This window comes from Nocardioides sp. (assembly GCF_044226305.1).
In the GTDB taxonomy this organism is placed as follows: Bacteria; Actinomycetota; Actinomycetes; order Propionibacteriales; family Nocardioidaceae; genus Nocardioides.
The window spans coordinates 17,275-43,850 of sequence record NZ_JBGAHF010000019.1 but is presented as its reverse complement, the minus strand read 5'-3'; the positions used below and the strand labels follow the sequence as shown (position 1 = coordinate 43,850).

Here is a 26,576-nt window from a genome sequence, read left to right as displayed (position 1 = left end):
GGAGGCATCGCCGGCCGGGTTGGGTACCTGGGTGGCATGTCGACCAACACGCGCCGCATCTCCGCCACGCCCCAGCAGGTGTGGGACGTCCTCGCCGACGGCTGGCTCTACCCGCTCTGGGTGGTGGGCGCCTCGCGGATGCGCGAGGTCGACGACCACTGGCCCGAGGCCGGCGCCGAGCTGCACCACTCGGTCGGGACCTGGCCGTTGCTGGTCGACGACAGCACCGAGGTCCTCGAGGTGGTCCCGGAGCACCTGCTGGTCCTGCACGCACGGGCCTGGCCGACCGGTGCGGCCCGGGTGACGATCCGTCTGGGTGCCGTCGGCACCGAGACCGACGTGACCATCGAGGAGGACGCGGCCGAGGGTCCCGCCCGGCTGGTCCCGAAGGTGCTGCGGGACGTGCCGCTCGCCTGGCGGAACGTGGAGACGCTGCGCCGGCTGGCCTACATCGCCGAGCGGCGGGTCGCCGGCGCGCGCACCGGCTAGGCCCCGCCGAGCGGCGCCATCACGTCCTGCGCGAACCGCTCCAGGGCGTCGACCTTCTGCTCCACCGAGCACTCCAGGCCGTGGTAGTACGCCCACGGCATCGTCCAGCAGTCGGTGACCCCACCGGCCTCGGCGCGCTCGAACTGCTCGGGCAGGAACGCGTCGCTCAGCGCCACGACGACCGAGAAGTCGCCCTCGGCACCGAGCTCCCGTCGTACGTCGGCGAGCCGGGTCGCGTGCGCCACCGCCTCGTCGGTGGAGTAGATGTCGCCGACCCACCCGTCGTGCCGGGCGGCCCGGCGGAACGCGACCTCCGAGAGTCCGCCGACCAGGATCGGGATCCGCTCGGTCGGCGTGGGCTCCATGACCAGTCGGGGCGCGGAGTAGAACTCGCCCTCGAACTCCGTCCAGCCCGGCTTCCACAGCTCGGCCATCAGCGCCAGCGCCTCGTCGGTGCGCCGCCCGCGGGTGCGGAAGTCCTGTCCCAGCAGGTCGAACTCCTCGCGGCACCACCCGATCCCGACGCCGAGCGCCACCCGGTTGCCCGACAGCACGGCGGCGGTGCCGACGCTCTTGGCGACCTGGAACGGGCTGCGGATCGCCGGCACGTAGATCGAGGTGAGGAACCGCAGCCGGGTCGTGACCGCGGCGAGCGACCCGATGAGCACCCACGGGTCGGGCCACGGCGCCTCGTGGGTCCAGCGGCGCCCGCCGTCGGCGGTGTAGGGGTACGGCGTCGCCAGCTCCTCGAGGTCGACGACGTGGTCCGGCACCGCCATCGAGTGGTAGCCGAGCTCGTCGGCCGCCCGGGCGAGGACGGGGAGGTGGTCGACCGGCTGGAAGGCCGTGCTGATCGAGAACCGCACGGGCCCACCCTAGCGCCGAACTAGAACGTGTTCTCGAAGCGCGGGTCCCCGGACGACGAGACCCGCGGGTCGGCCGACGCTCGGTCGCCGTCCCGCGGGTCGTCGCAGCCGGTGCTGGGCTACTTGGTGAACAGGCTGACGCCACCGGGCCCGACGAGCAGGCCGACGATGATCAGCACGACCCCCCAGAGGATCTGTCCCTTGAACAGCTGGAAGATGCCCGCCACCACCAGGATGACGGCCAGGATCCACAGCAGGAATGCCATGCGTTGGTACCTCCCTCTCGATTCCGAGGGTTTCTACCCGTTTCGGTGCGGGTTCACTCGTCGGTGAAGTCCTCGACGATGTGAACCGCAGCCTCCTCCGCCGAGGCGCCCGCGCCGTCGATCCCGACGTCCTCGCCCACCAGGTCGCTCTCGGTGTCCTCGCCGATGCCCTCGTTGGTGTCGACGAGCCGGCCCGCCCGGCGGTCGCCCACCTCGCCGTCGTCCAAGAAGTCGTCGTCCTCGTCGGCGTAGGGGTCCTTGTCGGGCTCCTCCTGGCCGAGCCGCTGGTCGATCGTCTCGCGGTGCTCCTCCTCCCACGGCGTGTTGCCGTAGCCCTGGCCGGCGGAGTAGCGCTCGGGCGGGGAGTAGCCGCGGTCCAGCTCGTCGGCGACGTCGGGGTCCGGGAGGTCCTCGAGGTTCGACGGCTGGTCCTCGTCGTCGACGCTGTAGTCGCCGTAGATCTCCTGGTCGCCATCACCCTGCGTGGTCATCGGTCCTCCTTCTGGGATGCCGTCCACGCTACTGCGGACGCCCCGACCCCGTACCCGGCGGGCCCCACCCGAATCGGGGGAGATTCGCCGACGGGGCCCCGCAGCCCTTGCACGTCCGGGGGGCGAGTGGGAACCGTGGGGCCATGGACCCCGCGACGAGCACTGCCACGGACTCCCAGTTCGCGACCCTCGACCGCTGGTGGCGAGCGGCGAACTACCTCTCGGTCGGCCAGATCTACCTGATGGGCAACCCGCTGCTGCGCGAGCCGCTGGTCGCCGACCACGTGAAGCCCCGCCTCCTCGGGCACTGGGGCACCACCCCGGGCCTCAACTTCGTCTACGCCCACCTCAACCGGGCGATCATGGCGCGCGACCAGCGGATGATCTTCGTGACCGGGCCCGGGCACGGCGGCCCCGGCGTGGTCGCCTCGTCCTACCTCGAGGGCACCTACTCCGAGATCTACCCCGAGATCGGCCTCGACGAGCCGGGGCTCCAGCGGCTGTTCACCCAGTTCTCCTTCCCCGGCGGCATCCCCAGCCACGCGGCGCCGGAGACGCCGGGGTCGATCCACGAGGGCGGCGAGCTCGGCTACGCCCTCTCCCACGCGTACGGCGCCGCGTTCGACAACCCCGACCTCGTGGTCGCCGCGGTCGTCGGTGACGGCGAGGCCGAGACCGGCCCGCTCGCGACCAGCTGGCACTCGACGAAGTTCGTCGACCCCCGACGCGACGGCGCCGTGCTGCCGGTCCTGCACCTCAACGGCTACAAGATCGCGAACCCGACGGTGCTGGCGCGGATCCCCGAGGAGGAGCTGGTCAGCCTGCTGCGCGGCTACGGCCACGCACCGCGCGTGGTCGCCGGCTCGGACCCGGCCCAGATGCACGCCGACTTCGCCGCGGCCCTCGACGCCTGCCTCGACGAGATCGCCGACATCCAGGGGGAGGCGCGGGCGTCCTCGACGCCGGTGCCCCGCCGGCCGTGGCCGATGATCGTGCTGCGCTCGCCCAAGGGCTGGACCGGCCCGAAGGAGGTCGACGGGCAACGGATGGAGGGCTACTGGCGCTCCCACCAGGTGCCGTTCGCGAACGCCCGCTCCGACGACAGCCACCGCCAGGTGCTCGAGGAGTGGATGCGCAGCTACGACCCGGACTCGCTCTTCGACGAGTCCGGTGCCCCGGCGCCGGACATCGCGGCCCTGCACCCGGCGGGCGAGCTGAGGATGAGCGCGTCGCCGCACGCGAACGGCGGCCTGCTGCTCACCCCGCTGCGGCTGCCGGACTTCCGCGACTACGCCGTCGACGTCCCCGACCCCGGGACCGGTGCGGTCGAGGCCACGCGGGTGATGGGGAGCTTCCTGCGCGACGTGATGGCGCGGAACATGGAGAACTTCCGGCTGTTCTCGCCCGACGAGAACTCCTCCAACCGGCTCCAGGACGTCATGGAGGTGACCGACCGGGCGTGGAACGCCGAGATCGAGCCTTACGACGACCACCTGGCGCCGGACGGGCGGATCATGGAGATCCTCTCCGAGCACACCTGCCAGGGCTGGCTCGAGGGCTACCTGCTGACCGGCCGGCACGGCTTCTTCTCCTGCTACGAGGCGTTCATCCACCTCGTCGACTCGATGTTCAACCAGCACGCGAAGTGGCTGGAGTCGACGCGGCGGATCGAGTGGCGCCGGCCGGTGGCGTCCCTGAACTACCTGCTCACCTCCCACGTCTGGCGGCAGGACCACAACGGCTTCTCCCACCAGGACCCGGGCTTCATCGACCACGTCGTGAACAAGAAGGCCGACGTGGTGCGGGTCTACCTCCCGCCGGACGCGAACACGCTGCTGTCGGTGACCGACCACTGCCTGCGCAGCAAGCACTACGTGAACGTCGTCGTCGCCGGGAAGCAGCCGGCCCTCCAGTACCTCTCGATGGAGGACGCGGTCGTCCACTGCACGAAGGGGCTGGGCATCTGGGAGTGGGCGTCGAACGACGACGGCGAGGAGGGACCCGACGTCGTGATGGCCTGTGCCGGTGACGTCCCCACGATGGAGACGCTCGCGGCGGTGTCGCTGCTGCGCGAGCACCTGCCCGACCTGCGGATCCGGGTGGTCAACGTCGTCGACCTGATGCGGCTCCAGCCCGCGTCGGAGCACCCGCACGGGCTCTCCGACGCCGACTTCGACGCGCTCTTCACCGCCGACCGGCCGGTCATCTTCGGCTACCACGGCTACCCGTGGCTGATCCACCGGCTCACCTACAAGCGGACCAACCACCACAACATCCACGTGCGCGGCTACAAGGAGGAGGGCACCACCACGACGCCGTTCGACATGACGGTGCTCAACAACCTCGACCGCTTCAACCTGGCGATCGACGTGATCGACCGGGTGCCGCGGCTGGCGGCGTCGTCGGGCGCGGCGCGTGAGGAGTTCAAGAACGCGCTGATCCGGCACCGGCAGTACATCCGCTCCCACGGCGAGGACCTCCCCGAGGTGCGCCAGTGGCAGTGGAGCGCCGAGCCCGGCCCCGAGGTGCGCACCCCGCACCCCGAGCGGTCCGGCCCGGAGGGCTGAGGTGCGGACGCTGGTCGTCAACCCCGGATCGAGCAGCCTGAAGGTCACCCTGGTCGAGGACGGCTCGGTGGTGCCCGACGACGGGGGCCCGTACGACGCGATCGGCGTCCGGTTCGTGCACGGCGGACCCGACCGGACCGAGCCCGTCGTGGTCGACGCGGCCGTCCTGGCGGACCTGGAGCGGGTCTCCGACCTGGCGCCGCTGCACAACCCGCCCGCGCTGGCGGCCGCGCGCGATCTCGGGGAGCAGCACCCCGGGGTGCCGGTGGTCGCCTGCTTCGACACGACCTTCCACACCACGATCCCGGTCGCGGCGTCGACGTACGCGCTGCCACGGGAGTGGAACCGGCGCTGGCAGCTGCGACGCTACGGGTTCCACGGGCTCTCCCACGCCTGGGCGGCGAGCCGGGCGGCGAAGCTGGTCGGGCGGCCGGTCGAGGAGCTCGCGATGGTGACCTGCCACCTCGGCGGCGGCGCCTCCCTGTGCGCGGTGCGTGGCGGGCGCTCGGTCGACACCACGATGGGCTTCACCCCGCTCGAGGGGCTGGTCATGCAGACCCGGAGCGGCTCGGTGGACCCGGGCCTGCTGCTGCACCTGCTGCGCCAGGAAGGGGTGTCGGCCGACGAGCTCTACGACGTCCTCGACCGGGGCTCGGGGCTCAAGGGGCTCTCGGGCACCTCCGGGGACTTCCAGGAGGTGCGCCAGGCCCGCGCGGGCGGTGACGCGGACGCCGACCTGGCATTCGACGTCTACGTGCACCGGCTGGTCCGCGAGACCGGTGCGATGGCGGCCGCGGCCGGCGGGTGCGACGTCCTGGTCTTCACCGGCGGCATCGGCGAGCACGCCCCCGAGCTGCGGTCCGAGGTCGTCGGCAGGCTCGCCCACCTCGGCGTGCGCCTGGACCCGGCGCGCAACGACGCGGTCGGCGGGGACGGCGTGGTCGGCGAGGGCGTCGTGGTGGTCGAGGCCCGGGAGGATCTGGAGATCGACCGGCGGGTGCGTGCCCTTCTCGCCTAGGGTGCTGACGTGCTCCTCCGACCCGGCGTCGTGATCTCGGTGCTGGCCCTCGGGGCCGCACTGGCGGGGTGCGGCGACGGGTCCTCCGACCCGGAGCCGTCCGGGTCGCCCTCGACGCCGGTGTCCTCCGCAGCGACCACCGCGACCAGCCCCACCGCGCCGGCCACCGAGCCCACGGCGGCCGGCGGACGGATCGCGCTCCTCGTCCCGGGTCCGCCGACGATGCGCAGCGAGGCGTTCGACCGGTCCACGTTCGCCGACGCGGTCGCGGAGCGGTGCCCCGACTGCACGGTCGACTTCTACGACGCCCAGGGCGACGACACGCGGCAGACCGAGCAGCTCCAGGCGGCGGTGGACGCCGGGGCACAGGTCGTCGTCCTCGACGCGGTCGAGCCGCTCAGCGTCGTCAACGGGGTCGCCGCCGCGCAGGAGCGCGGCGTGAAGGTGGTCGGGTACGACACGCTCCTCGACGGCCTCGACTCCTACGTCGCCTACGACCGGGACCAGGTGGGCGAGGAGCAGGCCCGGGCGCTCCTCCGCGCGATGCGCGGCCCCGGCAACGTCGTGATGGTCAACGGCTCGCCCGTCGACGGCGGCGCGGCCCAGGTGAAGACCGCGGCCCACCAGGTGCTCGACGGCGGCGACGCCACGGTGGTCGGGGAGTTCGACGCCGACCCGAGCACCCCTCGGGCGACCCGGAAGTGGCTCTCGACCATCTTCACGTTCTTCCCCCCGGACACCCTCGCCGGCGTCTACGCCGCCGACGACGCGGTCGCGGGCGAGGTGGTCCAAGCCCTTCCCGAGGACGCCGACCTGCCCGTCACCGGCGCCGGTGCCACCCTGCCCGGCGTGCGGCGGCTCGTGTCCGGCCGCCAGCTGATGACCGTGTACCGACCGGTGGAACCGGCCGCGGACACCACCGCCCGGGTCGCCGTCGCGGCGCTGGGCGGGGGCGACCCGGGCGAGCCGACCACGACGACCGACGGCGTGCCGACGTACCTGCTCGACCCGGTGCCGATCACCGTCGACGACGTCGAGGACACCGTCGTGGCCGACGGGTTCTGGACCGTCCGCGAGATCTGCCGGCCGCGGCTGCGCGCCGACTGCCGGAAGGCGGGGCTGCTCTGACCTAGCGGGTGCCGTAGGTCGTGGTGCGCTCGCGGACCGGGCGGCCGATGCCGGCGCCGATCTCGACGAGCTCGGCGACGGTCTTGGCGGAGCCGTGCTCGGAGCCGGCCATCCGGGAGATGGTCTCCTCCATCAGCGTGCCGCCGACGTCGTTCGCACCGGCTCGGAGCATGGCGCGCGTGCCGTCGACGCCGAGCTTGACCCAGGAGGTCTGGATGTTGTGGATCCGGCCGTGGAGCAGGATCCGGGCCATCGCGTGCACGGCGAGGTTGTCGCGCAACGTGGGGCCGGGCCTGGCGACGCCGGCGAGGTAGATCGGGGCGGAGGTGTGCACGAAGGGGAGCGGCACGAACTCGGTGAAGCCGCCTGTCTCGTCCTGGATCCTGCTGAGGACGCGGAGGTGGCCGACCCAGTGGCGGGGGTTGTCGACGTGGCCGTACATCATCGTGCTGGTGGTCGGGATGCCGACGCGGTGGGCGGTGGTGACGACCTCGATCCAGGTGCGGGTGGGGAGCTTGCCCTTGGTGAGCACCCAGCGCACGTCGTCGTCGAGGATCTCCGCGGCGGTGCCGGGCAGGGACCCCAGGCCGGCCTCGCGGGCCTTGATGAGGAAGTCCTCGATCGACAGGCCGGTCCGGGCGACCCCGTTGACGACCTCCATCGGGGAGAAGGCGTGCACGTGCATCTCCGGGACCCGCTGCTTGACCGCGGCGACGAGGTCGAAGTACGCCGTGGCGGGGAGCTCGGGGTCGATGCCGCCCTGCATGCAGACCTCGGTCGCGCCGAGGTCCCACGCCTCCTGCGCCCGGTCGGCGACCTCGTCGAGGGACAGGGAGAACGCGTCGGCGTCGGTGCGGCGCTGGGCGAAGGCGCAGAACCGGCAGCCCACGTAGCAGACGTTGGTGAAGTTGATGTTGCGGTTGACCACGTAGGTGACGTCGTCACCGACGGTCTCGCGGCGCAGGTCGTCGGCGAGGCGGCACACCTGCTCCAGCAGGTCGCCCTCGGCGGTCATCAGGGTCAGCGCGTGCTCGTCGGAGAGGTTGCCCGGGTCCGCCTCCGCGGCCTTGAGCGCGGCAACGGCTTCCGACGGCGGTTGAGGTGCGAGCGCAGCGAGCCTCGAGACCCCGTCGGCCGCGTCCTTGACCGAGTCCCAGTCGCCGTAGACGTCCGCGAAGTCCGAGCGCCGGTCCTCGGTCCGGCCCTCGGTGTCGACGCTCGCGTGCAGGTCGGTTCGACCCACGCTGGCGAAGCCGCCGTCCGGCTCCTGCCACGGCAGCCCGGTCGGCTTCACGCCCGGCCGGGCCAGGCCGTCGTCGGTGGCCAGCGCGGCGACGTGCCCGCTGATCCGCGGGTCGAGCCACGGGCTGCCACCCTGGAGGGCCTGCCGGACGTACTCGGGGTGCACGGTGAGCCGGGCCCGCAGGTCGAAGCCGCACTCGGCGGTGATCGCGCGCAGCCGCTCCAGCGAGGGCCAGGGCCGCTCCGGGTTCACATGGTCCGGGGTCAGCGGGGAGACCCCGCCCCAGTCGTCGACCCCGGCGCCGAGCAGCAGCCGGCACTCGTCGAGGTCGACCAGGTTGGGCGGGGCCTGGACCCGGGCCTTGGGCCCGAGCACGATCCGGGTGACCGCGATCGCGGCGCGGTACTCGTCGAGGTCGAGGTCGTCGGTGTGCCGCATCGCGGTGTCGGGCTTGGCCCGGAAGTTCTGGACGATCACCTCCTGCACCGCCCCGAACGCCTTCATCGTGGCCCGGAGCGCGAAGATCGTCTCGGCCCGCTCCTCGAGCGTCTCCCCGATCCCGACCAGCAGGCCGGTCGTGAACGGGATCGAGAGCCGCCCGGCGTCCTCCAGCACCCGCAGCCGGACCGCCGGGTCCTTGTCCGGGGACCCGAAGTGCGCCTCGCCCTTGGTCTCGAACAGCCGGCGCGAGGTGGTCTCCAGCATCATCCCCATCGAGGGGGAGACCGGCTTGAGCCGGTTCATCTCCTCCCACGACATCACGCCCGGGTTCAGGTGGGGCAGCAGCCCGGTCTCCTCCAGCACCCGCACCGCCATCGCCCGCACGTAGGCCAGCGTCGAGTCGTAGCCCTGCTCGTCGAGCCACGCGCGCGCCTCGGGCCAGCGGTCCTCCGGCCGGTCGCCCAGGGTGAACAGCGCCTCCAGGCAGCCCAGCTCCGCGCCCTCGGCGGCGATCGCGAGGATCTCGTCGGGGGAGAGGTACGGCGCCCGCCCGTCGCGTGCTGCCTGGGCCGGGGTCTCCACGAACGTGCAGTAGTGGCACCGGTCGCGGCACAGCCGGGTGACCGGGATGAACACCTTCGGGGAGTAGGTGACGACCCCCGGACGGTCCGCCGCGACCAGACCGGCGTCGCGCACCCGTCCCGCAACCGTCGTCAGCCGGTCCAGGTCCGCCCCGGACGCCGCGAGCAGCACCGTCGCCTCGCCGACGTCGAGGGTGGCGCCGCGCTCCGCGCGGGCCAGCGCTCGCCGTACCTGCTGGGGAGTGGGCCGATCGCTCACCCCTAGAGGCTAGCCGGGACCTCCCGGCCGTCCCCGGCGGGCTCCGACGGGTGGACCGGCGGCCTGCGGTCCAGCGCGCTCGGCCACCAGATCCGGCCACCGAGGTCGAGGTTGATGGCGGTGACGAGGACCGAGCGGACGACCAGGGTGTCGAGGAGGACGCCGATCGCCACGGCGGTCCCGATCTCGCGTGCGAACACCAGGGGCAGCGTGCCGAGCATCGCGAACGTCGCGGCCAGGACCAGGCCCGCCGAGGTGATCACGCCTCCGGTCGTGGAGAGCGCCACGAGCGATCCCTGGCGAGTGCCGCGGGCGGGGGTCTCCTCACGCACCCGGGTCATCAGGAAGATGTTGTAGTCGATCCCCAGCGCGACCAGGAACACGAACGCGAACAGGGGGAAGGCCGAGTCGGTGGTCGGGTAGCCGTAGACCTCGGTGAAGATCAGGGTCGAGATGCCCAGGGCCGCGCCGTACGAGAGCACGACGGTGGCGATCAGGAGCACCGGCGAGAGCAGGGCTCGCAACAGCAGCATCAGGATCAGCAGCACCACGAGCAGCACGAGAGGGGCGATGACGAGGTCGTCGCGGTGCGAGGCCCGCTGGATGTCGGCGTAGATCGCCGACGGCCCGCCGACCAGGGCGCCCGCCCCCGGGACGGCGTGCACCGCGGTGCGGACCTCCGCGACCGTGTCGAACGCCGCCGGCGACGACGCCTCGGCGTCCAGCGGTGCGGTGACCAGGACGACGCCGTCCTTCTCGACGGGCCGGCTGGGTGGGCCCAGGCCGTCGACCCCCTGCAGGGCCTCGACCACGGCGTCGGCCCGGTCGGCCTTCGCGACCACCATCACGGGGCTGCTGGTGTCGGTGAGCTGGTGCTCGGACAGCACGTGCTGCCCCGTGACCGACTCGACCTCGTGCGTGAAGGTGTCGTCGGTCGTGAGCCCGGAGGCGTCCAGCCTGAGCAGCCCGAGCGACACGGTGGCGAGGACGAGGGCCGTGACGACCCACACCCGGCGCGGGTGGCGCGAGATCGAGCTGCCGACCCGGGACCACACGCCCGCGTGGGTGGGCTCCGCCGATCCGAAGGCCGGTCGGCTCGGCCAGAAGACCCAGCGCCCGCAGACCACCAGGAGTGCGGGGAGCACGGTCAGCATGACCACCAGGGTGACGACGACCCCGACCGCGAGGACCGGGCCGAGGCCGGCCGTCGAGTTCATCTCCGCCAGGGTCAGGCACAGCATGCCGACCGCGACCGTCGACGCGCTCGCGATGATCGCCGGGGAGGCGCGGTGCAGCGCGAAGCCCATCGCCTCGTGCCGGTCCTCGTGGTTGCGCAGCTCCTCGCGGTAGCGCGCGACGAGCAGCAGCGCGTAGTCCGTCCCGGCGCCGATGACCAGCACGGTGAGGATGAAGGCGCTCTGGCCGTTCACCGTGAGCCCGGCGTGCTTCGCGAGCTGGTAGACGAGGGCGTTGGACGCGGCGAGGGCCACCAGCGAGGAGAAGATGGGCAGCAGCCAGAGGATCGGGCTGCGGTAGGTGAACAGCAGGATCAGGATGACGATGCCCAGGGTCGCCAGGAGCAGCCGGACGTCGGAGCCGCTGAAGACCGCGGCCTGGTCCGCCGCCTGCCCGCCCCGACCCGTGACGTAGACCTGCCCGCCGTCGAGGGTCGCGATGGCGCGCAGGTCGTCGGCGGCACCCGGGAGCGAGTTCCAGCCGTTGTTGCCGAAGTTGAACGTCACCAGGGTCTGCGCGGCCGTGCCGTCGGCCGACGGGATCGGGCCGACGACCGGGCCCGAGACCCCGTCGACCCCGGAGAACTCGTCCGCCTGGCGCTGCAGGGCCGCCAGGTCGGCCGGGGTCAGCCCCGAGTCCTTCTCGTAGGCCACGACCGTCGGGATGTCGTCGGGGTCCTGGAACGCGTCCAGCTCATGGAGCGCCCGGGTCGACTCGGCGCTCCCCGGGAGCCAGGACCCCGCGTCGTTCACCTCGACGTCCGCCAGCTTGTTGAAGTAGGGCGCGCAGGTCAGGAGGACGATCACCCCGATCGCCAGGACGACCCACTTCGTCCGGCGTCCGGTGAGCGTCCCGGCGATCTGACGGTGCATGGGTCGACTCTTCCAGCCGGGCGGGTCGACCGTCCCCGGATCCGGTCAGCCGACGGGCACCGACTCCTGCTCCTCGGCGGGCTCCTTGGGCTCGATCGGCGGCTTGCGGTCCAGCGCGCTGGGCCACCAGATCTTGCCGCCGAGGTCGAGGTTGATCGCCGTGACGAGGACCGACCGCACGACGATCGTGTCGAGGAGCACGCCGAGCGCGACCGCGACCCCGAGCTCGGAGAGGAAGACGAACGGGATCGAGCCGAGCACGATGAACGTCGCGGCGAGCACGATGCCGGCCGAGGTGATCACGCCGCCGGTCGAGCTGAGCGCGATCAGCGAGCCCTTGCGGGTGCCGTGGGTCGCCGTCTCCTCGCGGACCCGGGTCATCAGGAAGATGTTGTAGTCGATGCCCAGGGCGACCAGGAACACGAAGGCGAACAACGGGAACCCTGGATCGACCTGGACCCCCTCCGGCCAGTGCTCCGTGATGAGCGGCATGAAGTAGTCGAAGACGAGCGCCGACAAGCCCATCGCGGCCCCGAAGGACAGCACGACGGTGGCCATCAGGATCAGCGGTGCCGCGAGTGCCCGCAGCAGGAAGATCAGGATGAGCAGCACCACGAGCAGCACGGTCGGGATGATCAGCTTGTTGTCGTGGTTCGACGCCACCTTGGTGTCGAGGTAGAACGCCGACCCACCACCGACGAGCGCATCCGCGCCGTCGACGGCATGGACCGCGTCACGACTGGCCTGGACCGTGTCGTACGCCGACGGCGAGGACACGTCCGCCTCGATCGGTGCCTCGAAGTAGGACCGGGTGTCGGAGATCGGCTTGGCCTGGGTCGGTGTTCCCAGCCCCTCGACGCCGTCGAGCGCCTGGGCGGCCGCCTCCGCCTGGTCGGTGTTGACGACGACCTGGATGGTGTTGGAGTTGTCGACCAGGCCGTGGGCGGCGAGCACCTTCTGGCCCTTGATCGCGTCGAACTCCTTCGTGTAGGTGTCCTCGGTCGACATGCCACCGGCGTTGATCTTGAGGATCCCGAGGCAGGCGACGAGCAGCACGACGGTGGTGATCATCCAGACCTGGCGGGGCTTCGGGGAGATCCAGGCGCCGACCTTCGACCAGAGACCGGTGGTGTTGGGCTCGGCCGACCCGAAGGCCGGGCGCTTGGGCCAGAACATCCAGCGGCCGAAGATCACCAGCAGCGCCGGCAGCAGCGTGACCATGACCAGGAACGTGACCGCGATGCCGATGGCGTTGACCGGACCGAGGCCGGCGGTCGAGTTGAGCTCGGCGAGCAGCAGGCAGAGCATGCCGACCACGACCGTGGACGCGCTGGCGAAGATCGCGGGGGCAGCCCGGTGCAACGCGAAGGCCATCGCCTCGTGCCGGTCCTCGTGGCGACGGAGCTCTTCTCGATATCTCGCCACGAGCAGGAGGGCGTAGTCGGTGCCCGCACCGATCACCAGGATGCCGAGGATCGCCTGGCTCTGACCGTTGACGGTCAGGTTCGCGTACTTGGCGAGCAGGTAGACCACGCCGCCGGACACGCTGTAGGCGACGACCACGCTGAAGATCGGCAGGATCCACAGGATCGGGCTGCGGTAGGTGAACAGCAGGATCACGATGACGACCAGCAGCGCGCCGAGGATCAGGGTCGTGTCGACGCCGGAGAACACCTCGGCGGCGTCGGCCGCCTGGCCGCCGTACCCGCCGAGGTGCACGGTGACCCCGTCGATCTGCGCGATGTCACGGATCTGGTCGGCCGCGTCGGGGATCGCGTTCCACCCGTCGGAGCCGAAGTTGAAGGTGAGGGAGACGACGGCGACGTCGCCGTCCTCGGAGTAGCCGCCGACGCCGGCCTGCGCGGCCTGGGAGGGCGAGAGCACCGTGCCCTCCACCACGCCGTCGATCTGGCTCATCTCCTGGGCCTGCTTGTCGATCTCGGCCTTGTCGGCGTCGGAGAGGCCGGAGTCCTTGGAGTAGATGATCAGCGTCGGGATGTCGTTGGGGTCGACGGTCGAGGCGAGCTCGTTGGAGACCTCCGTCGACTCCGCGCTGCCGGGCAGCCACGAGGACGCCTCGTTGTTCTGGACGTCCACGAGCTTCGAGGACAAGGACCCGAACACGCCGAGGGCGAGGATCCAGAAGGCGAGCACGATCCACTTGGTGACACGGCCGGTGAGCTTGCCGGCGATCTGACGGTGCATGGGGGTCACTCTTTCAGGCAGCGGGGACACTCGGCATCGGGGTTTTCCCTGACTCCGACCGGTCCAGCATGGCGAACTCATCGGAGGACCGGAAGCGGTTTCCGGTGGGCCGTTCGCGGCCCTCGACAGTCGACGGGTGTCGTCGGCATCTCGCCGTGGTCTGGGGTTGTGACCGACATCGCAGCGAGGCGGGTACGGCGGGCTTCTGGTCGCGGCTGTCTCCCGGCTCGCGGGTGGTGGCACCGGTGGTCGAGCTCGTCGAGACCCCATGAGGTGGGCAGGGCGGTGGCTGTCGGCATCTCGCGGTCCGCTGGGGTTGCGACCGACAGGCAGCGACGACGGATACGGCGGGCTACTGGTTGCGGCTGTCGTCCGGCTCGCGGGTGGTGGCACCGGTGGTCTCTCCCGCGAGCGCCAGCGAGCGTCGTCGAGACCCCGGAAGGCGGGCAGGTCGGTGACTCCCGGCATCTCGCCGTCCGCTGGGGTTGCGACCGACAGGCAGAGAAGGCGGGTACGGCGGACTCCGGGTCACGGTCGCCTCCCGGCTCACGGGTGGTGGCACCGGTGGTCGAGCAGCGAGCGCCAGCGAGCGTCGTCGAGACCCCGGAAGGCAAGGCAGGGCGGTGGCCCAAGCTGTCTCGAATTCTTTACCTTCGAATTTCTCAGATCCCTGTGGATACAGGGGATTCTCGCCTCTGACTGTCGGTGGCGAGTGCTTGAGTAGACCCATGACCAGCACCGCCGCCGAGCTTGGCACCGAGACCCGCGACCGCCGGGTCGAGTCGGTGCTGACCGCGGCGGCGGCGACCCGGGAGGCGATCGCCGACCTCGAGGTCCAGCAGCTGATCCAGGCCACCGACTGGGTCGCCCTGCACCCGGGCGAGGAGGTCGACACCTCGATCGAGTTCGGGATGCGGGACCTGCAGATCGCCGGCGACGGTGCGCCGACCGTCGACGAGGCCGCGGTCGCGGAGTTCGCGCTCGCGGTCGGCAAGACCACCGACGCCGGCCGCCTGTTCCTCGGGGACGCGGTGGAGCTGCGGTACCGGCTCCCGCGGCTGTGGGCGCGGGTGGCGGCGGGTGAGGTGGCGGTGTGGAAGGCCCGGAAGGTCGCCCAGGCCACCACCAGCCTCGCGCCCGACGCCGCGGCGGTCGTGGACCAGCGACTCGCTTGGTGTGCCCACCGGTGCTCGTTCGCCGAGATCGAGCGGCAGGTCGAGAAGGCCCGCGCCGAGCACGACCCCGCCGCCTCCGAGGAACGCCGGGTCGCGGCGTTGGAGAAGCGCCGGTTCGACATCGACCTCGACCACGCCACCCCCGACGGGCTCGTGCACGTCGAGGGCGAGCTCGACGTCGCCGACGCCCTTGCCCTGGAGCAGCAGATCCGGGCGAAGGCCGCGACCTTGGACCTCGAGCTGCCGTTGGACGTCCGGCGGGCCATGGCCGCCGGCCTCCTCGGCACCAGCGACACCGAGGGCGGGCAGGCCCGGGAGGTCGTGGTCTACACCCACCTCCGTCCCGGACAGTCCACCGTCGACGTCGACAACACCCGCTCCTCGATCACGTCGCAGCACCTGAAGGACTGGTGCCAGCAGGCCGGCACCAGGGTCACCGTCCGCCCCGTCATCGACCTGAACGCCGAGCTGTCCACCGACTGCTACGAGCCGACCGAGCTGATGAAGGAACAGATCGTGCTTCGCGACCGGCAGTGCTGCTTCCCCGGCTGCACCCTGCCCGCCCGCAGGTGCGACGCCGAGCACCAGGTCCCCTGGCCCGAAGGCCCCACCGCGTCCTCCAACCTGGCCCCCGCCTGTCGGACCCACCACCGCCTCAAGACCCACGCCGGCTGGGACTACCAACGCACCCCCGGCGTCGGGTTCGTCTGGACCACCCCCATGGGCCGCACCTACCTCAGCCCGTTCGTCACCGAACCACCGCCCGAGCCCGCCGCGCGACATACCCGCTGACCCGCACCCCGCCGACCACGGCCGACGGGGCCACACCCATGCCCGGACCTGGCGGTGCGGTCTTCCTGGGCGGTGACCACGGCCCGGCGACCCGACGGCGCGCACGTCGGACCTCGACCGCGCCCGGCTCCGCGGACTAGCGTCCGAGCATGTATCCCGGGACCTGGGCGCAGCAGACGCCCGACAAGCCTGCACTGGTGATGGCGGGGTCGGGGCGGACGCTGACCTACCGCGAGCTCGACGAGCGGAGCCTCCGGCTCGCCCACGTCCTGCAGGACGCGGGGCTCGCGACCGGGGACGTGGTGGCGCTCCTCTCGGACAACCGGCCGGAGGCGTACGAGGTCTACTGGGCCGCCCTGCGGTCGGGCCTGTACGTCACGGCGGTCAACCACAACCTGTCCGCCGACGAGGTGTCCTACATCGTCCGCGACTGCGGCGCGAAGGCGCTGGTCGTGTCGCCGGCGAAGGCCGACCTGGCAGCCGCGCTGGACGTCGAGGTCGGCACCCGGCTGACCTTCGAGGGCGACTACGAGGAGGCACTGGCCGGCGCGAGCACGGAGCCGCTGGCCGAGCAGCCGCACGGCGAGGACCTGCTCTACTCCTCCGGCACGACCGGCCGGCCGAAGGGGATCAAGCCCCCGCTCCCACCGATCCGGGTGGACGAGCCGGGCTACATCTACGTGAGCGTCTTCGGCGCGCTCTACGGCTTCGACCCCGACACCGTCTACCTCTCGCCCGCGCCGGTCTACCACGCGGCGCCGCTGCGGTTCGGGGGCGTGATCCACGCGCTCGGCGGGACCCTGGTGATGATGGAGCACTTCGACGCCGAGGCCGCGCTGCGGGCGATCCAGGAGCACCGCGTCACCCACACCCAGATGGTGCCGACGATGTTCGTGCGGATGCTCAAGCTCCCGGACGAGGTGCGGACGTCGTACGACGTGGGCTCGCTCCGGGCGGTCGTGCACGCCGCGGCGCCGTGCCCGGTCGAGGTCAAGCGGCAGATGATCGAGTGGCTCGGCCCGATCGTCCACGAGTACTACGCCTCGACCGAGGCGAACGGCGCGACCTTCATCGACTCCGCGACCTGGCTGGCGCACCCCGGCTCGGTCGGGACCGCGCTGATGGGGGTGCTCCACATCTGCGGCGAGGACGGCACCGAGCTCGGCCCCGGCGAGGTCGGGTCGGTCTACTTCGAGCGCGACACCCTGACCTTCCGCTACCACAACGACGAGGAGCGGACCGCGAGCACGCAGCACCCCGCGCACCCGACCTGGACCACCGTCGGCGACCTCGGTTACGTCGACGAGGAGGGCTTCCTCTACCTGACCGACCGCAAGGCGTTCATGATCATCTCCGGCGGGGTGAACATCTACCCGCAGGAGGTCGAGGACCTCTTCAGCCTGCACCCGGCCGTGACCGACATCGCCGTCCTGGGCGTGCCGGACGAGGAGATGGGGGAGCGCGTCGTCGCGTTCGTCCAGCCCGCGCCCGGCGCCGAGCCCGGCGACGCCCTGGCCGCCGAGCTCACGGCGTACGCCCGGGAGCGGATCGCGCACTTCAAGGTGCCGCGCGAGTTCCACTTCCGCGCGGAGCTGCCCCGCACCCCGACCGGCAAGATGGTGAAGGGCAGGCTACGCGAGGAGTACGCCGGGGGCGTCGCTCAGCCGTAGAGGCGGTCCACCACGTCGGCGTACTTCTGGTTCACCACGCGCCGCTTGAGCTTGAGGGTCGGGGTGAGCTCCTCGGACTCCGCCGTCCACTCGACGGGCAGCAGCTCGAAGGACTTGACCTGCTCGGGACGCGAGAGCCGCTCGTTGGCCTCGTCCACGGCCTGCTGCACCATCGCACGGATCTCGGGCTTCTCGGCGAGGTCGGCGAGGTCGGTGAACTCGATGCCCATCTGCTGCGCCATCAGCGGGGCGATCTCGCTGTCGAGGGTGAGCACGGCGACGACGTAGGGCCGGCCGTCGCCGATCGCCATCGCGTGCCCGATCAGCGGCGACTCCTTGAGGTAGGCCTCGATGTTCGACGGCGCGATGTTCTTGCCGGCCGAGGTGATGATCAGCTCCTTCTTCCGGTCGACCACCGAGAAGAAGCCGTCGTCGTCGAGGGTGCCGATGTCACCGGTGTGCACCCAGCCGTCCTCGTCGATGAGCGCCCGGGTGGCCTCCTCCTGGAGGTGGTAGCCGGGGGTGTTGACCGGCCCGCGCACGAGGATCTCGCCGTCCTCGCCGAGCCGGATCTCCATGCCCGGGTTGGCCTGGCCCACGGTGCCCAGCTTGAAGGCGTCCGGACCGTTGGCGGTGACGGCCCCGCAGGTCTCGGTCATGCCGTAGACGTCGTAGACCTTGAGGCCGAGACCGGCCATGAACTTGGCGACGTCGAGCGGCATCGGCGCGGCCGCGGAGCCGGCCCAGGTCACCTGGTCGAGGCCGAGCAGCAGCTTGAGGAACGCCAGGATCTGGCCGTCGGCCTCGACGTAGGCCTGCTCGATCTCCGGCGTCATCGTCCCGCCGACCTCCTGGGCCTCGACCCAGGCCAGGGCGGCGGCCATCGACCGCTCGACCATCTCCCGGTTCGCCGGGTCGGGGTCGGCGGCGAGCTTGGCGGACAGCCCGGTCTTGATCTTCTCCCAGACCCGCGGAACGCCGAAGAACGCCGTCGGGTGCACCTCGCCGAGCGTCGCGAGCAGGTCGGCGGGGTCGCCGATGGCGTGCACGTGGCTGCCCTGGATCTGCGGGCCGTAGAGCCCGAGGACCCGCTCGGCGATGTGCGCCAGCGGCAGGTAGCTGACGGTCCGCTGCGGGTCCATCAGCCCGGCCTTCTCCTGGGTGGAGATCGCTTCGTAGAGGACGTTGTGGTGGGTGAGCACCACGCCCTTGGGGTTCCCGGTGGTGCCCGACGTGTAGAGGATCGTCGCCGGCGCGGACGGGGTCAGCTCGGCGGTGCGCGCGGCCAGCTCCTCGGGGTGGGCCGCGCGGTACGCCGCCCCGGCGGCGACCAGGTCGGCCCAGTCCTCGTCGATCATCACGACCCGGCGGACGCTGTCGACCTCCGCGAGCGCCTTCTCCCAGCGCGCCCGGTGGTCGGCCGTCTCGAGGATGACGACGCTCGGCCGCGACTGGCCGGCGATGAACGCGACCTGCTCGGGCGACAGTGTGTTGTAGATCGACATCGGCGTCGCGGCCGCGTGGACCGCGCCCATGTCGGCGAGGAAGTGCTCGGTGCGGTTGGTCGCCATGATCGCCACGGTGTCCCCGGTGGCGACCCCGATCTCCATCAGCGCGGCGGCGACGTCGAGGGCCTGCACGCGGGTCTCAGCCCACGTCAGGGTGCGCCAGGCCACGCCGCTGGGCGCGTGGTGACGGTCGGAGTAGGCCGGCTGGTCGGCGTGCTCGCGGGCGGTGTCGGCCAGGGCGTCGACGAGGGTGCGTCCCTCGACCTGCTGCTGGATGCGGTCGCGCTCGGCCGCGATCTCGGGGTCCACGACGTGTGTCATGGCTCACAGGGTAGGGGCAAGTCCTAGACGCCGAGGCTGCGTCCGATGATCTCCTTCTGGATCTCGGTGGTGCCGCCGTAGATGGTCTGGATGCGTCCGTCGAGGAAGGCCTTGGCGACGGGGTACTCCAGCATGTAGCCGTAGCCACCGTGCAGCTGCACGGCCTGGTCGGTGATCTTCTTCTGCAGCTCGGTGGTCCACCACTTCGCCATCGACGCGAGCGAGGTGTCGACCTGGCCCGCGTTGAGCCGCTGCACGCAGTCGTTGACGAAGACCCGGGCGATGTGGGCCTCGGTGGCCATCTCGGCGAGCAGGAACCGGTTGTGCTGGAAGCTGCCGATCGGCTTGCCGAACGCCTCGCGGCCCTTCGCGTACTCCAGGGACAGCTGCAGCATCTGCTCGACCGCCGCGACCGCCATCACCGCGATCGAGATCCGCTCCTGGGGGAGGTTCATCATCAGCGAGATGAAGCCGGAGCCCTCCTCGCCGAGGAGGTTCTCCTTCGGTACGACGACGTCGTCGAAGAACAGCTCGGCGGTGTCCTGCGCCTTCATGCCGACCTTGTCCAGGTTGCGGCCGCGCTCGAAGCCCGCCATCCCGCGCTCGACGACGAGCAGGCTGATGCCCTGGTGCCCGGCATCGGGGTCGGTGCGGCAGACCACGATCACCAGGTCGGACAGGATGCCGTTGCTGATGAACGTCTTGGCGCCGTTCAGTACGTAGTGATCGCCCTTGTCGACGGCGCTGGTGCGGATGCCCTGGAGGTCCGATCCGGCGCCCGGCTCGGTCATCGCGATCGCCGAGATCAGCTCGCCGCTGACGAGACCGGGCAGCCAGCGCTGCTTCTGCTCCTCGGTCCCGAGCTGGCTGATGTAGGGGACGATGATGTCGGTGTGCACCGGGAAGCCGGGACCGCTCGCGCCGGCCCGGCACATCTCCTCCGCGACGACCATGTTGTAGCGGAAGTCCTGGACCCCGGCGCCGCCGTACTGCTCGTCGACGTCGAAGCAGAGCAGGCCCTGCTCGCCGGCGGCACGCCACACCTCACGGCTGACCTGGCCGTCCTGCTCCCACTGCGCGTGGTGCGGCACGACCTCCTTCTCGAGGAAGGAGCGGACGGTCTGGCGGAAGTCCTCGTGCTCCTGGTCGAGGATGCTGGGTGCGTCGGGCATCAGGACACCCACTCCTTGACCTGCGCGATGGTGGCGGCCGGGTCGGCCGTGGCCGGGACGACGGACAGCGTGGTCACGCCCGCCTCCGCGAACGCGGCGAGCCGCTCCTTGACGTAGGACTCCGGTCCGACGAAGTTGCCGGCCTCGAGCCACTCCATCGGGACGAGGGCCTCGGCCTCCTTCTTCTTGCCGTCGAGGTAGAGGTCCTGGATCTCCTTGGCCTCCTTCTCGTAGCCGTACTGGCAGGCGAGGTCGTTGTAGAAGTTCTTGCCGCGGGCGCCCATGCCGCCGACGTACAGCGCGTACATCGGCCGCACGAAGTCGAGCAGCGCCTTGGTCTCGGGGCCCTCGCCGACCGCGACCATGCCGCCGGCGCTGATCTCGAGCGGGCCGAGGTCCGCCGAGCGCTTCGCGGCGCCCTTCGCCAGCGCCTCGCCCCAGACCGCGCCGGCCTTCTCCGGGTAGAACAGGTGGGGCAGCCAGCCGTCGGCGACCTCGGCGGTCATCTGGACGTTCCTGTCGCCGAGCGCCGCGACCCACAGCGGGATGCTGGAGCGCTCCGGCCGGGTCAGGAGCTTGAGCGGCTTGCCCAGGCCGAGTCCCTGGTCGGCGGGGAGCGGGAGCGTCACGATGCCCTCGTGGACCAGCGGCTCGCGGCGCAGGCCCATCCGGAGGATCTCGATCACCTCGCGGGTGCGCCCGAGCGGCTTCTCGTAGGGCAGGCCGTGGAAGCCCTCGATGACCTGGGGGCCCGACGCCCCGAGGCCGATCACCGCGCGCCCGCCGGAGACGTTGTCGAGCCCGGCGGCGGTCTGCAGGAGCGCGCCGGGCGTGCGGGAGAACACGTTGAGGATGCCGGCGCCGATCTCGATGGTCTCGGTCTTCGCGGCGAGGTAGCCCATCAGCGTGGGGGAGTCGAACCCGTAGGCCTCGGCGACCCAGACGAGGTCGAGCCCCGCCTTCTCCAGCCCGATGATCTGGTCGGCGGCCTGGCGGGGGTTCCCGTCGTACATGAGGGGCATCGACAGCTTCATGCTGACAGCGTAACTGTCACGGTCGTGGCCCGCGAGGGGTGTCCGTCAGCCCCGCCCGTGCCAGCTGTCCCACAGCGCGGCGTAGGAGCCGCCGGCCGCGACCAGCTCGTCGTGCGAGCCGAGCTCGGAGATCCGGCCGTCCTCGACCACCGCGACCCGGTCGGCGTCGTGGGCGGAGAACAGGCGGTGCGCGATGGCGATGACGGTCCGGCCCTCGAGGACGGCGGCCAGCGACCGCTCGAGGTGGCGCGCCGCGCGAGGGTCGATGAGCGAGGTGGCCTCGTCCAGGACCAGCGTGTGCGGGTCGGCCAGGACCAGCCGGGCCAGCGCGACCTGCTGGGCCTGGGCGGCGCTGACCGCGCGTCCGCCCGAGCCGACGACGGTGTCGAGCCCCTCGGGCAGCGCCTCCACCCAGTCCAGGGCGTCGACCGCGGCGAGCGCCCCGCGCACGTCGGCGTCGGTCGCTCCCGGCCGGGCCAGCGCGAGGTTCTCGCGCAGCGTGCCGACGAACACGTGGTGCTCCTGGGTCACCAGTGCGACGTGGCCACGCAGGTCGCCCAGCGGGAGCTCGGTCAGCCCGACCCCGCCCACGGTGACCGAGCCGGTCCGCGGCGGGTGGATGCCGGCGAGCAGCCGGCCGAGCGTCGACTTGCCCGCGCCGGACGGGCCGACCATCGCGATCCGCTCACCGACCCCGACCGCCAGGTCGACGCCGTGCAGCACGTCGCGCCCGGCGACGTACGAGAAGCGGACGTCGGCGGCGTCGAGCTCCTCGCCGTCGGGCTCGCGCCCGCTCACCTCGCGGTCGTCCGGCACCTGTGCGACCCCGAGCAGCCGGGCCAGCGACGCCGCCCCCAGCTGGAGCTCGTCGAGGATGGAGACGATCCGGTCGACCGGGTCGATGAGCATCTGCACGTAGAGCGTCGCCGTGGTGACCCCGCCGAGGGAGACCTGGCCCTGGGTGTAGAGGTAGCCGCCGAAGAGCAGCGTCGTCACCGTCGGGATCACGTAGGCGATCTCCATGCTGGGGAAGAACACCGTGCGCAGGTAGAGCGTGTACCGCTCCGCGCGGTACGACGCCCCGATGTCCTCGTCGATCGCGCGGACCCGCTCCTCGCCGATCCCCAGGGCCTCGACCGTGCGAGCCCCCTCCACCGTCTCGGTGAGCGTGGCGTTGATCTGCGAGTAGGTCGCGCTCTCGCGCAGGTAGCCGTCCTTGGCGCGCCGGAGGTACCAGCGCAGGCCGACGACCAGGGGCGGCACCCCGAGCAGGCAGGGCAGCGCCACCCACCAGCCCACGCTGAGCGCGGCGACGAACGTGACGATCGCGGTGATCACGGCGATCGTCCACTCCGGCAGCGCCATCCGGACCGACCAGCCGAGCTGGTCGACGTCGCGGCTCGTGCGGGTGAGCAGGTCGCCGGAGCCGGCCGCCTCGACGGTGCCGACGGGGAGGGCCAGGGTGTTGTCGACGAAGTCCTCGCGGAGCTGGGCCAGCACCTGCTCGCCGAGCACCTGGCTCAGGTAGCGGGCGAAGCGGGTCAGCACGGTCTGGAGCACGAGGAACCCGGCCAGCACGGCGACCACCCGGTCGACGTAGCCGACGGTCGTGCCGTCCTCGACGGCCTGCACCAGGTCGCCGAGGAGCTTGGGGGCCGCCAGGGCGGCGAGCGCGGCGAGCACGTGCAGGGTCAGCGCGCCCCAGAGCATCCGCGGGTGCCGGCGGGCCAGCGCCGCGGCGTACCGGCGCACCTCGCGGGTGTCCGCGACCGGCAGGTGGGTCGTGGTGCTCATCGCGACACCACCTCGGGCTGGTCGGCCTCGCGGGTGACGACCCGGCGGTAGGCGGGGTCGCGGTCGAGCAGCTCGGCGTGCGTGCCGGTCGCCACCACCAGGCCGTCGCGGAGGAACGCCACGACGTCGGCGCGGTCGAGCATCAGCGGGCTGCTCGTCGTCACGACGGTCGTCCGGCCCGACCGGTGCCGGTGCAGCCGGGACGCGATCCGGGCCTCGGTGTGGGCGTCGACGGCCGAGGTCGGCTCGACCAGCACCAGGACCTCCGGGTCGACGGCGAGCGCCCGGGCGAGCACCAGGCGCTGCCGCTGCCCGCCCGAGAACGTGCGGCCCCGCTCCGCCACGATCGCGTCGAGCCCGTCGACCAGGGCCTTCAGGATGTCGTCGGCCGAGGCCGTGTCGAGCGCCCCCGCGACGTCGCCGCGGCCGGTGACGTCGAGCCGGTCGCCGAGCCGGCCCGAGAAGAACACGGCGCCGGTGTCGGACACGACGATCCGGCGGCGCACCTCGGCCGGCGGGAGCGCCGTGAGCGGCACGCCGCCCAGCACCACCTCGTCGTCGACCGGCGCGTGGGTCATGCCGAGCCGGTCGGCGAGCTCCGCGGAGTCGTCGGGCTGCTCGCTGACGATGGCGGTGAGCAGCCCGGTGCGGACCCGCAGGCCGGTACGCCGGTCGTGCAGCTCGGCGCCCGGCGGGGGAGCGGCGGCGGGGTGCTCGGGCTCACCGACCTCCGGGTCGAGGGCGAGCACCCGGACCACCCGGGTGGCAGCGACCCGCGCCCGGATGACCTTGTTGGCGAACTCGGTGGCGGTGCGCAGCGGGATCATGAGGAACGCGGAGTAGCCGTAGAAGGCGACCAGCTCGCCTGGGGAGATGGTGCCCTCGGCGGCGTACCGGGCGCCGATCCAGACGACGACGACCACGAACAGGCCGGGGAGGAAGACCTGGAGCGCGTCCAGCACGGACTGGACCCGGGCGACCTGGACACCCGCCTGACGGGTGGTCTGCGACTCGCGGACGTAGCGCTCGTGGAAGACCTGCTCGCCGCCGATCCCCCGGAGCACCCGGAGCCCGCCGACGATGTCGCTGGCGGTGTTCGACAGCTCGCCCATGAGGTGCCGCTGGTGGGCGCTGCGCCGCTGGAGCGGGCCGAGGACCGGTGCCACGCCGAGCATCAGCAGGGGCACGCCGATCAGCACGACCAGGCCGAGGGTCACCGAGGTCTGCAGCAGGATCACGGCCACCAGCACGAACGACACGCAGGCCCCCGAGAAGCGGGCCGAGACGTCCATCACCTGGCCGAGGTGGGCGAGGTCGTTGGTGCCGATGGCGACGACCTCGCCGGTGGAGACCTTGCGCGGGAGCGTGCCGCCGAGGCGGACCGTCTGGCGGGCGACCAGCTGGACGGTCCGGTAGGCGGCGATCAGCCAGTTCGTCACCGCGAACCGGTGCCGCATGATCCCGCTGGCCGCCTGCACCAGCCCGATCCCGAGGAGCACCATGGACCAGGTCAGCAGCGCGGAGGTGTCCTTCGCGGCGACGCCGGCGTCGATCGCCTTGCCGATGACCGCGGGCATCACCGCCTGCGCGCTCATCCAGACGATGCCGAAGAACATCCCGCCGAGCAGGGTCGGCCACTGCATCCGCGCCATCCACAGCAGGAAGCGGGCCGCGGAGCGGTGGTCGGCGGTCCCGGGATGCGGGTGGGGCAGGTGGTGCACCACCACACGCTAGGTAACGGGGCCGTCCGGAGCGAATCGTTTTCGCCCGGCGCGGGGGCGGCGAGCTTCGCGGACCGGGGTCAGCCCACGGTCAGCAGCCGGCCGCAGGAGTCCTTGGCGTAGTGCAGCGCGTTCGCGGCACCGGCGCTGCTCATCCGCAGCGTGATCTGGCCCGGCTTCCCGCCGAGGTGCAGGTTGATCTTGAACGCCGTCGCGCCGCCGGACTCCGCGAAGGCGTGGGCGTCGCAGCGGGTGGGCTTGAGCGGCAGCGCCACCTCCTGCGGCCGGTCGGTGCCGCGCACGGTGACGTCGGGGCGCCACACGTCGCTGCCGACCGGCGAGAGCACGGGCGTGCCGGACACGGTGTCGATGGTGAGGGTGGGTCCGGGCCGCCCGGTCGGCGTGACCAGCAGGGTGAGCGTGCTGTCCGACCCCTCCTTGCCGTCCCACGGCACCTCGTCGGACCAGCGCAGGTCCGCGACCTCGGCGATGGCGAGCTCGAGGCACCGGGCGGACGTGTAGCGGCCGGCGACGTCGGTCGGGTCGGCGACGCGGACCGTCCGGGTGTCGCGGGCGCCCCCCTGGACGTCGTACGTCACCGTGATCGTGCCGCGACCGTCCGGGTGGTCGCACGCGGGACGGGGCGGCAGGTAGAGCGGGAACCCGCGCTCGGACTGGGACGGGATCGGCCGCAGGCGGGTGCCGGGCAGGGTGGTGCGGTAGCGGGGGTCGGAGTAGACGATCCGTCGCGGCCGGATCTCGTGGGCGGTGTCGTTGTCGATCCAGACCTCCATCCGGCCGGCGGCCGCGTCGCGGGAGGACTGCCGCATGTCGGCGACGAGCTTCCCGGTCGGCGGCGGGGGCGGCGGCAGCGCGATCGGGGTGAGGGTGCGGATCGACGGGCTCGGCTCGGGGGCGTCCGCACTCTCGTCGTCGCCGCCGCAGGCAGCCACCAGGAGCGCCAGGGCCCCGAGCGCGGCGGCCACGGTCCTACGCGTCATCACGCACCAGGCGCGAGGGCAGCACCACCAGCAGCAGCACGAGGACGGTCAGGATCGCGCCCGACGCCGCGCCGGTGCCGGTGCGGTCTGACCTCTCGACCTCGGTCTCGTCGCGGCCGTCGGTCATCGGGCCAGCCCCTCGACGACCTCGGCCCCCGGCAGGTCGGCGGCCAGCGGACCGGGGAGCAGCAGCTTCGAACGGCGGACGCCCGAGCCGATCACGGCGACCTCGATGTCGAGCACCCGGGGATCGACGAGCAGCCGCCAGCCCTCGGGCAGGCCGACCGGGGTGATGCCGCCGTACTCCATGCCCGACTCCTCGACGGCCCGGTCCATCGACAGGAACGTCGCCTTGCGGACGTCGAGGGTGCGCCGCACCAGGTTGTTGACGTCGGCGCGGGTGTCGGCGCGCACCAGGCAGGCAGCGACCCGCTCCTCGCCGTCGCGCCGGCCGGCGACCACGACGCAGTTCGCGCCGGTGTCCATGCCCAGGTCGTAGGCCTCGGCCATCGCGGCCGTGTCGGCCACGGCCGGGTCGATCTCGACCACGCCGACGCGACCGGCGTGCGGCCAGCCGCGGAGCGCCGCCGCGACCGGCCCGGCCAGCAGGTCGGGCCGGTCGAGGGCAGGCACGGAGCGGAGGCTGCCCAGGGTCGGCGCGGTCATGGCGGACATCCTGTCACCCGAGGTCCACCTCGAAACCGCACGCGAGGCAGCCCCCGCGGG

20 protein-coding genes are annotated in these 26,576 nt (G+C 72.1%); 6 read left to right on the top strand and 14 right to left on the bottom strand.

Going from position 1 to position 26,576, the window contains the following annotated elements:
* Positions 1-36 precede the first annotated feature (36 nt).
* The gene (locus ACILQ5_RS17495; RefSeq protein WP_395659310.1) at positions 37-489 is read left to right on the top strand and encodes an SRPBCC domain-containing protein; all 453 of its coding nucleotides are present in this window, start codon (positions 37-39) and stop codon (positions 487-489) included.
* Here the strand turns inward: ACILQ5_RS17495 and ACILQ5_RS17490 are convergent.
* The 3 genes from ACILQ5_RS17490 to ACILQ5_RS17480 form a co-directional block, all read right to left on the bottom strand.
* The gene (locus ACILQ5_RS17490; RefSeq protein WP_395659309.1) at positions 486-1,355 is read right to left on the bottom strand and encodes a TIGR03619 family F420-dependent LLM class oxidoreductase; all 870 of its coding nucleotides are present in this window, start codon (positions 1,353-1,355) and stop codon (positions 486-488) included. The genes ACILQ5_RS17495 and ACILQ5_RS17490 overlap by 4 nt on opposite strands.
* A 119-nt stretch (positions 1,356-1,474) precedes the next feature.
* A complete protein-coding gene (locus ACILQ5_RS17485) occupies positions 1,475-1,621 on the bottom strand; it encodes a GPGG-motif small membrane protein (RefSeq protein WP_395659308.1) in 147 nt (48 codons plus the stop codon).
* 53 nt (positions 1,622-1,674) lie between these two features.
* Positions 1,675-2,112, bottom strand: coding sequence for a DUF5709 domain-containing protein (locus ACILQ5_RS17480; protein ID WP_395659307.1), 438 nt, complete (start codon positions 2,110-2,112; stop codon positions 1,675-1,677).
* 143 nt (positions 2,113-2,255) lie between these two features.
* Between ACILQ5_RS17480 and ACILQ5_RS17475 the strand changes: the two genes are divergently transcribed.
* The 3 genes from ACILQ5_RS17475 to ACILQ5_RS17465 are packed head-to-tail and all read left to right on the top strand — an operon-like array spanning position 2,256 to position 6,825.
* On the top strand, positions 2,256-4,679 hold the full coding sequence (locus tag ACILQ5_RS17475; RefSeq protein WP_395659306.1) for a phosphoketolase: 2,424 nt from the start codon (positions 2,256-2,258) through the stop codon (positions 4,677-4,679).
* A gap of 1 nt (position 4,680) precedes the next feature.
* Positions 4,681-5,697, top strand: coding sequence for an acetate/propionate family kinase (locus ACILQ5_RS17470; RefSeq protein ID WP_395659305.1), 1,017 nt, complete (start codon positions 4,681-4,683; stop codon positions 5,695-5,697).
* A 9-nt stretch (positions 5,698-5,706) separates the two neighbouring features.
* Positions 5,707-6,825: a substrate-binding domain-containing protein gene (locus tag ACILQ5_RS17465; RefSeq protein ID WP_395659304.1), complete on the top strand. Its 1,119-nt coding sequence runs from the start codon at positions 5,707-5,709 to the stop codon at positions 6,823-6,825.
* Between the two features lies 1 nt (position 6,826).
* Here ACILQ5_RS17465 and ACILQ5_RS17460 read toward each other — a convergent pair whose 3' ends face one another.
* The 3 genes from ACILQ5_RS17460 to ACILQ5_RS17450 are packed head-to-tail and all read right to left on the bottom strand — an operon-like array spanning position 6,827 to position 13,662.
* Positions 6,827-9,349, bottom strand: coding sequence for a bifunctional FO biosynthesis protein CofGH (locus ACILQ5_RS17460; RefSeq protein ID WP_395659303.1), 2,523 nt, complete (start codon positions 9,347-9,349; stop codon positions 6,827-6,829).
* 2 nt (positions 9,350-9,351) lie between these two features.
* Complete coding sequence (locus tag ACILQ5_RS17455; RefSeq protein ID WP_395659302.1) at positions 9,352-11,457, bottom strand: MMPL family transporter; 2,106 nt, start codon at positions 11,455-11,457, stop codon at positions 9,352-9,354.
* Between the two features lie 45 nt (positions 11,458-11,502).
* A complete protein-coding gene (locus ACILQ5_RS17450; RefSeq protein ID WP_395659301.1) occupies positions 11,503-13,662 on the bottom strand; it encodes an MMPL family transporter in 2,160 nt (719 codons plus the stop codon).
* A gap of 728 nt (positions 13,663-14,390) precedes the next feature.
* On the opposite strand from ACILQ5_RS17450, the gene ACILQ5_RS17445 reads away from it, so the two are divergent.
* Both ACILQ5_RS17445 and ACILQ5_RS17440 read left to right on the top strand, forming a co-directional pair.
* The gene (locus tag ACILQ5_RS17445) at positions 14,391-15,629 is read left to right on the top strand and encodes an HNH endonuclease (RefSeq protein ID WP_395659300.1); all 1,239 of its coding nucleotides are present in this window, start codon (positions 14,391-14,393) and stop codon (positions 15,627-15,629) included.
* Positions 15,630-15,778: 149 nt separating this feature from the next.
* Entirely contained in the window at positions 15,779-17,299 is a 1,521-nt protein-coding gene (locus tag ACILQ5_RS17440) for an acyl-CoA synthetase (RefSeq protein ID WP_395659299.1), read from the top strand.
* Here the strand turns inward: ACILQ5_RS17440 and ACILQ5_RS17435 are convergent.
* The 8 genes from ACILQ5_RS17435 to ACILQ5_RS17400 all read right to left on the bottom strand — a co-directional run bounded on the left by ACILQ5_RS17435 (position 17,290) and on the right by ACILQ5_RS17400 (position 26,525).
* Positions 17,290-19,128, bottom strand: a complete 1,839-nt coding sequence (locus tag ACILQ5_RS17435; protein ID WP_395659298.1) for an AMP-dependent synthetase/ligase — start codon at positions 19,126-19,128, stop codon at positions 17,290-17,292. The two genes, ACILQ5_RS17440 and ACILQ5_RS17435, sit on opposite strands and share 10 nt — an antisense overlap.
* A 23-nt stretch (positions 19,129-19,151) precedes the next feature.
* Entirely contained in the window at positions 19,152-20,300 is a 1,149-nt protein-coding gene (locus ACILQ5_RS17430; RefSeq protein ID WP_395659297.1) for an acyl-CoA dehydrogenase family protein, read from the bottom strand.
* Complete coding sequence (locus tag ACILQ5_RS17425; protein ID WP_395659296.1) at positions 20,300-21,334, bottom strand: LLM class F420-dependent oxidoreductase; 1,035 nt, start codon at positions 21,332-21,334, stop codon at positions 20,300-20,302. Before ACILQ5_RS17425 ends, ACILQ5_RS17430 begins: the two co-directional genes overlap by 1 nt.
* Positions 21,335-21,379: 45 nt before the next feature.
* A complete protein-coding gene (locus ACILQ5_RS17420; protein ID WP_395659295.1) occupies positions 21,380-23,128 on the bottom strand; it encodes an ABC transporter ATP-binding protein in 1,749 nt (582 codons plus the stop codon).
* On the bottom strand, positions 23,125-24,849 hold the full coding sequence (locus ACILQ5_RS17415) for an ABC transporter ATP-binding protein (RefSeq protein WP_395659294.1): 1,725 nt from the start codon (positions 24,847-24,849) through the stop codon (positions 23,125-23,127). The genes ACILQ5_RS17420 and ACILQ5_RS17415 overlap by 4 nt, the downstream gene beginning before the upstream one ends.
* An 80-nt stretch (positions 24,850-24,929) precedes the next feature.
* Positions 24,930-25,850 carry a hypothetical protein gene (locus ACILQ5_RS17410; RefSeq protein ID WP_395659293.1) on the bottom strand — a complete coding sequence of 307 codons (921 nt, stop codon included), beginning with the start codon at positions 25,848-25,850 and terminating at the stop codon, positions 24,930-24,932.
* Positions 25,840-25,977: a hypothetical protein gene (locus ACILQ5_RS17405; protein ID WP_395659292.1), complete on the bottom strand. Its 138-nt coding sequence runs from the start codon at positions 25,975-25,977 to the stop codon at positions 25,840-25,842. The genes ACILQ5_RS17410 and ACILQ5_RS17405 overlap by 11 nt, the downstream gene beginning before the upstream one ends.
* The gene (locus ACILQ5_RS17400) at positions 25,974-26,525 is read right to left on the bottom strand and encodes a YbaK/EbsC family protein (RefSeq protein WP_395659291.1); all 552 of its coding nucleotides are present in this window, start codon (positions 26,523-26,525) and stop codon (positions 25,974-25,976) included. Before ACILQ5_RS17400 ends, ACILQ5_RS17405 begins: the two co-directional genes overlap by 4 nt.
* Between the last annotated feature and the right edge of the window lie 51 nt (positions 26,526-26,576).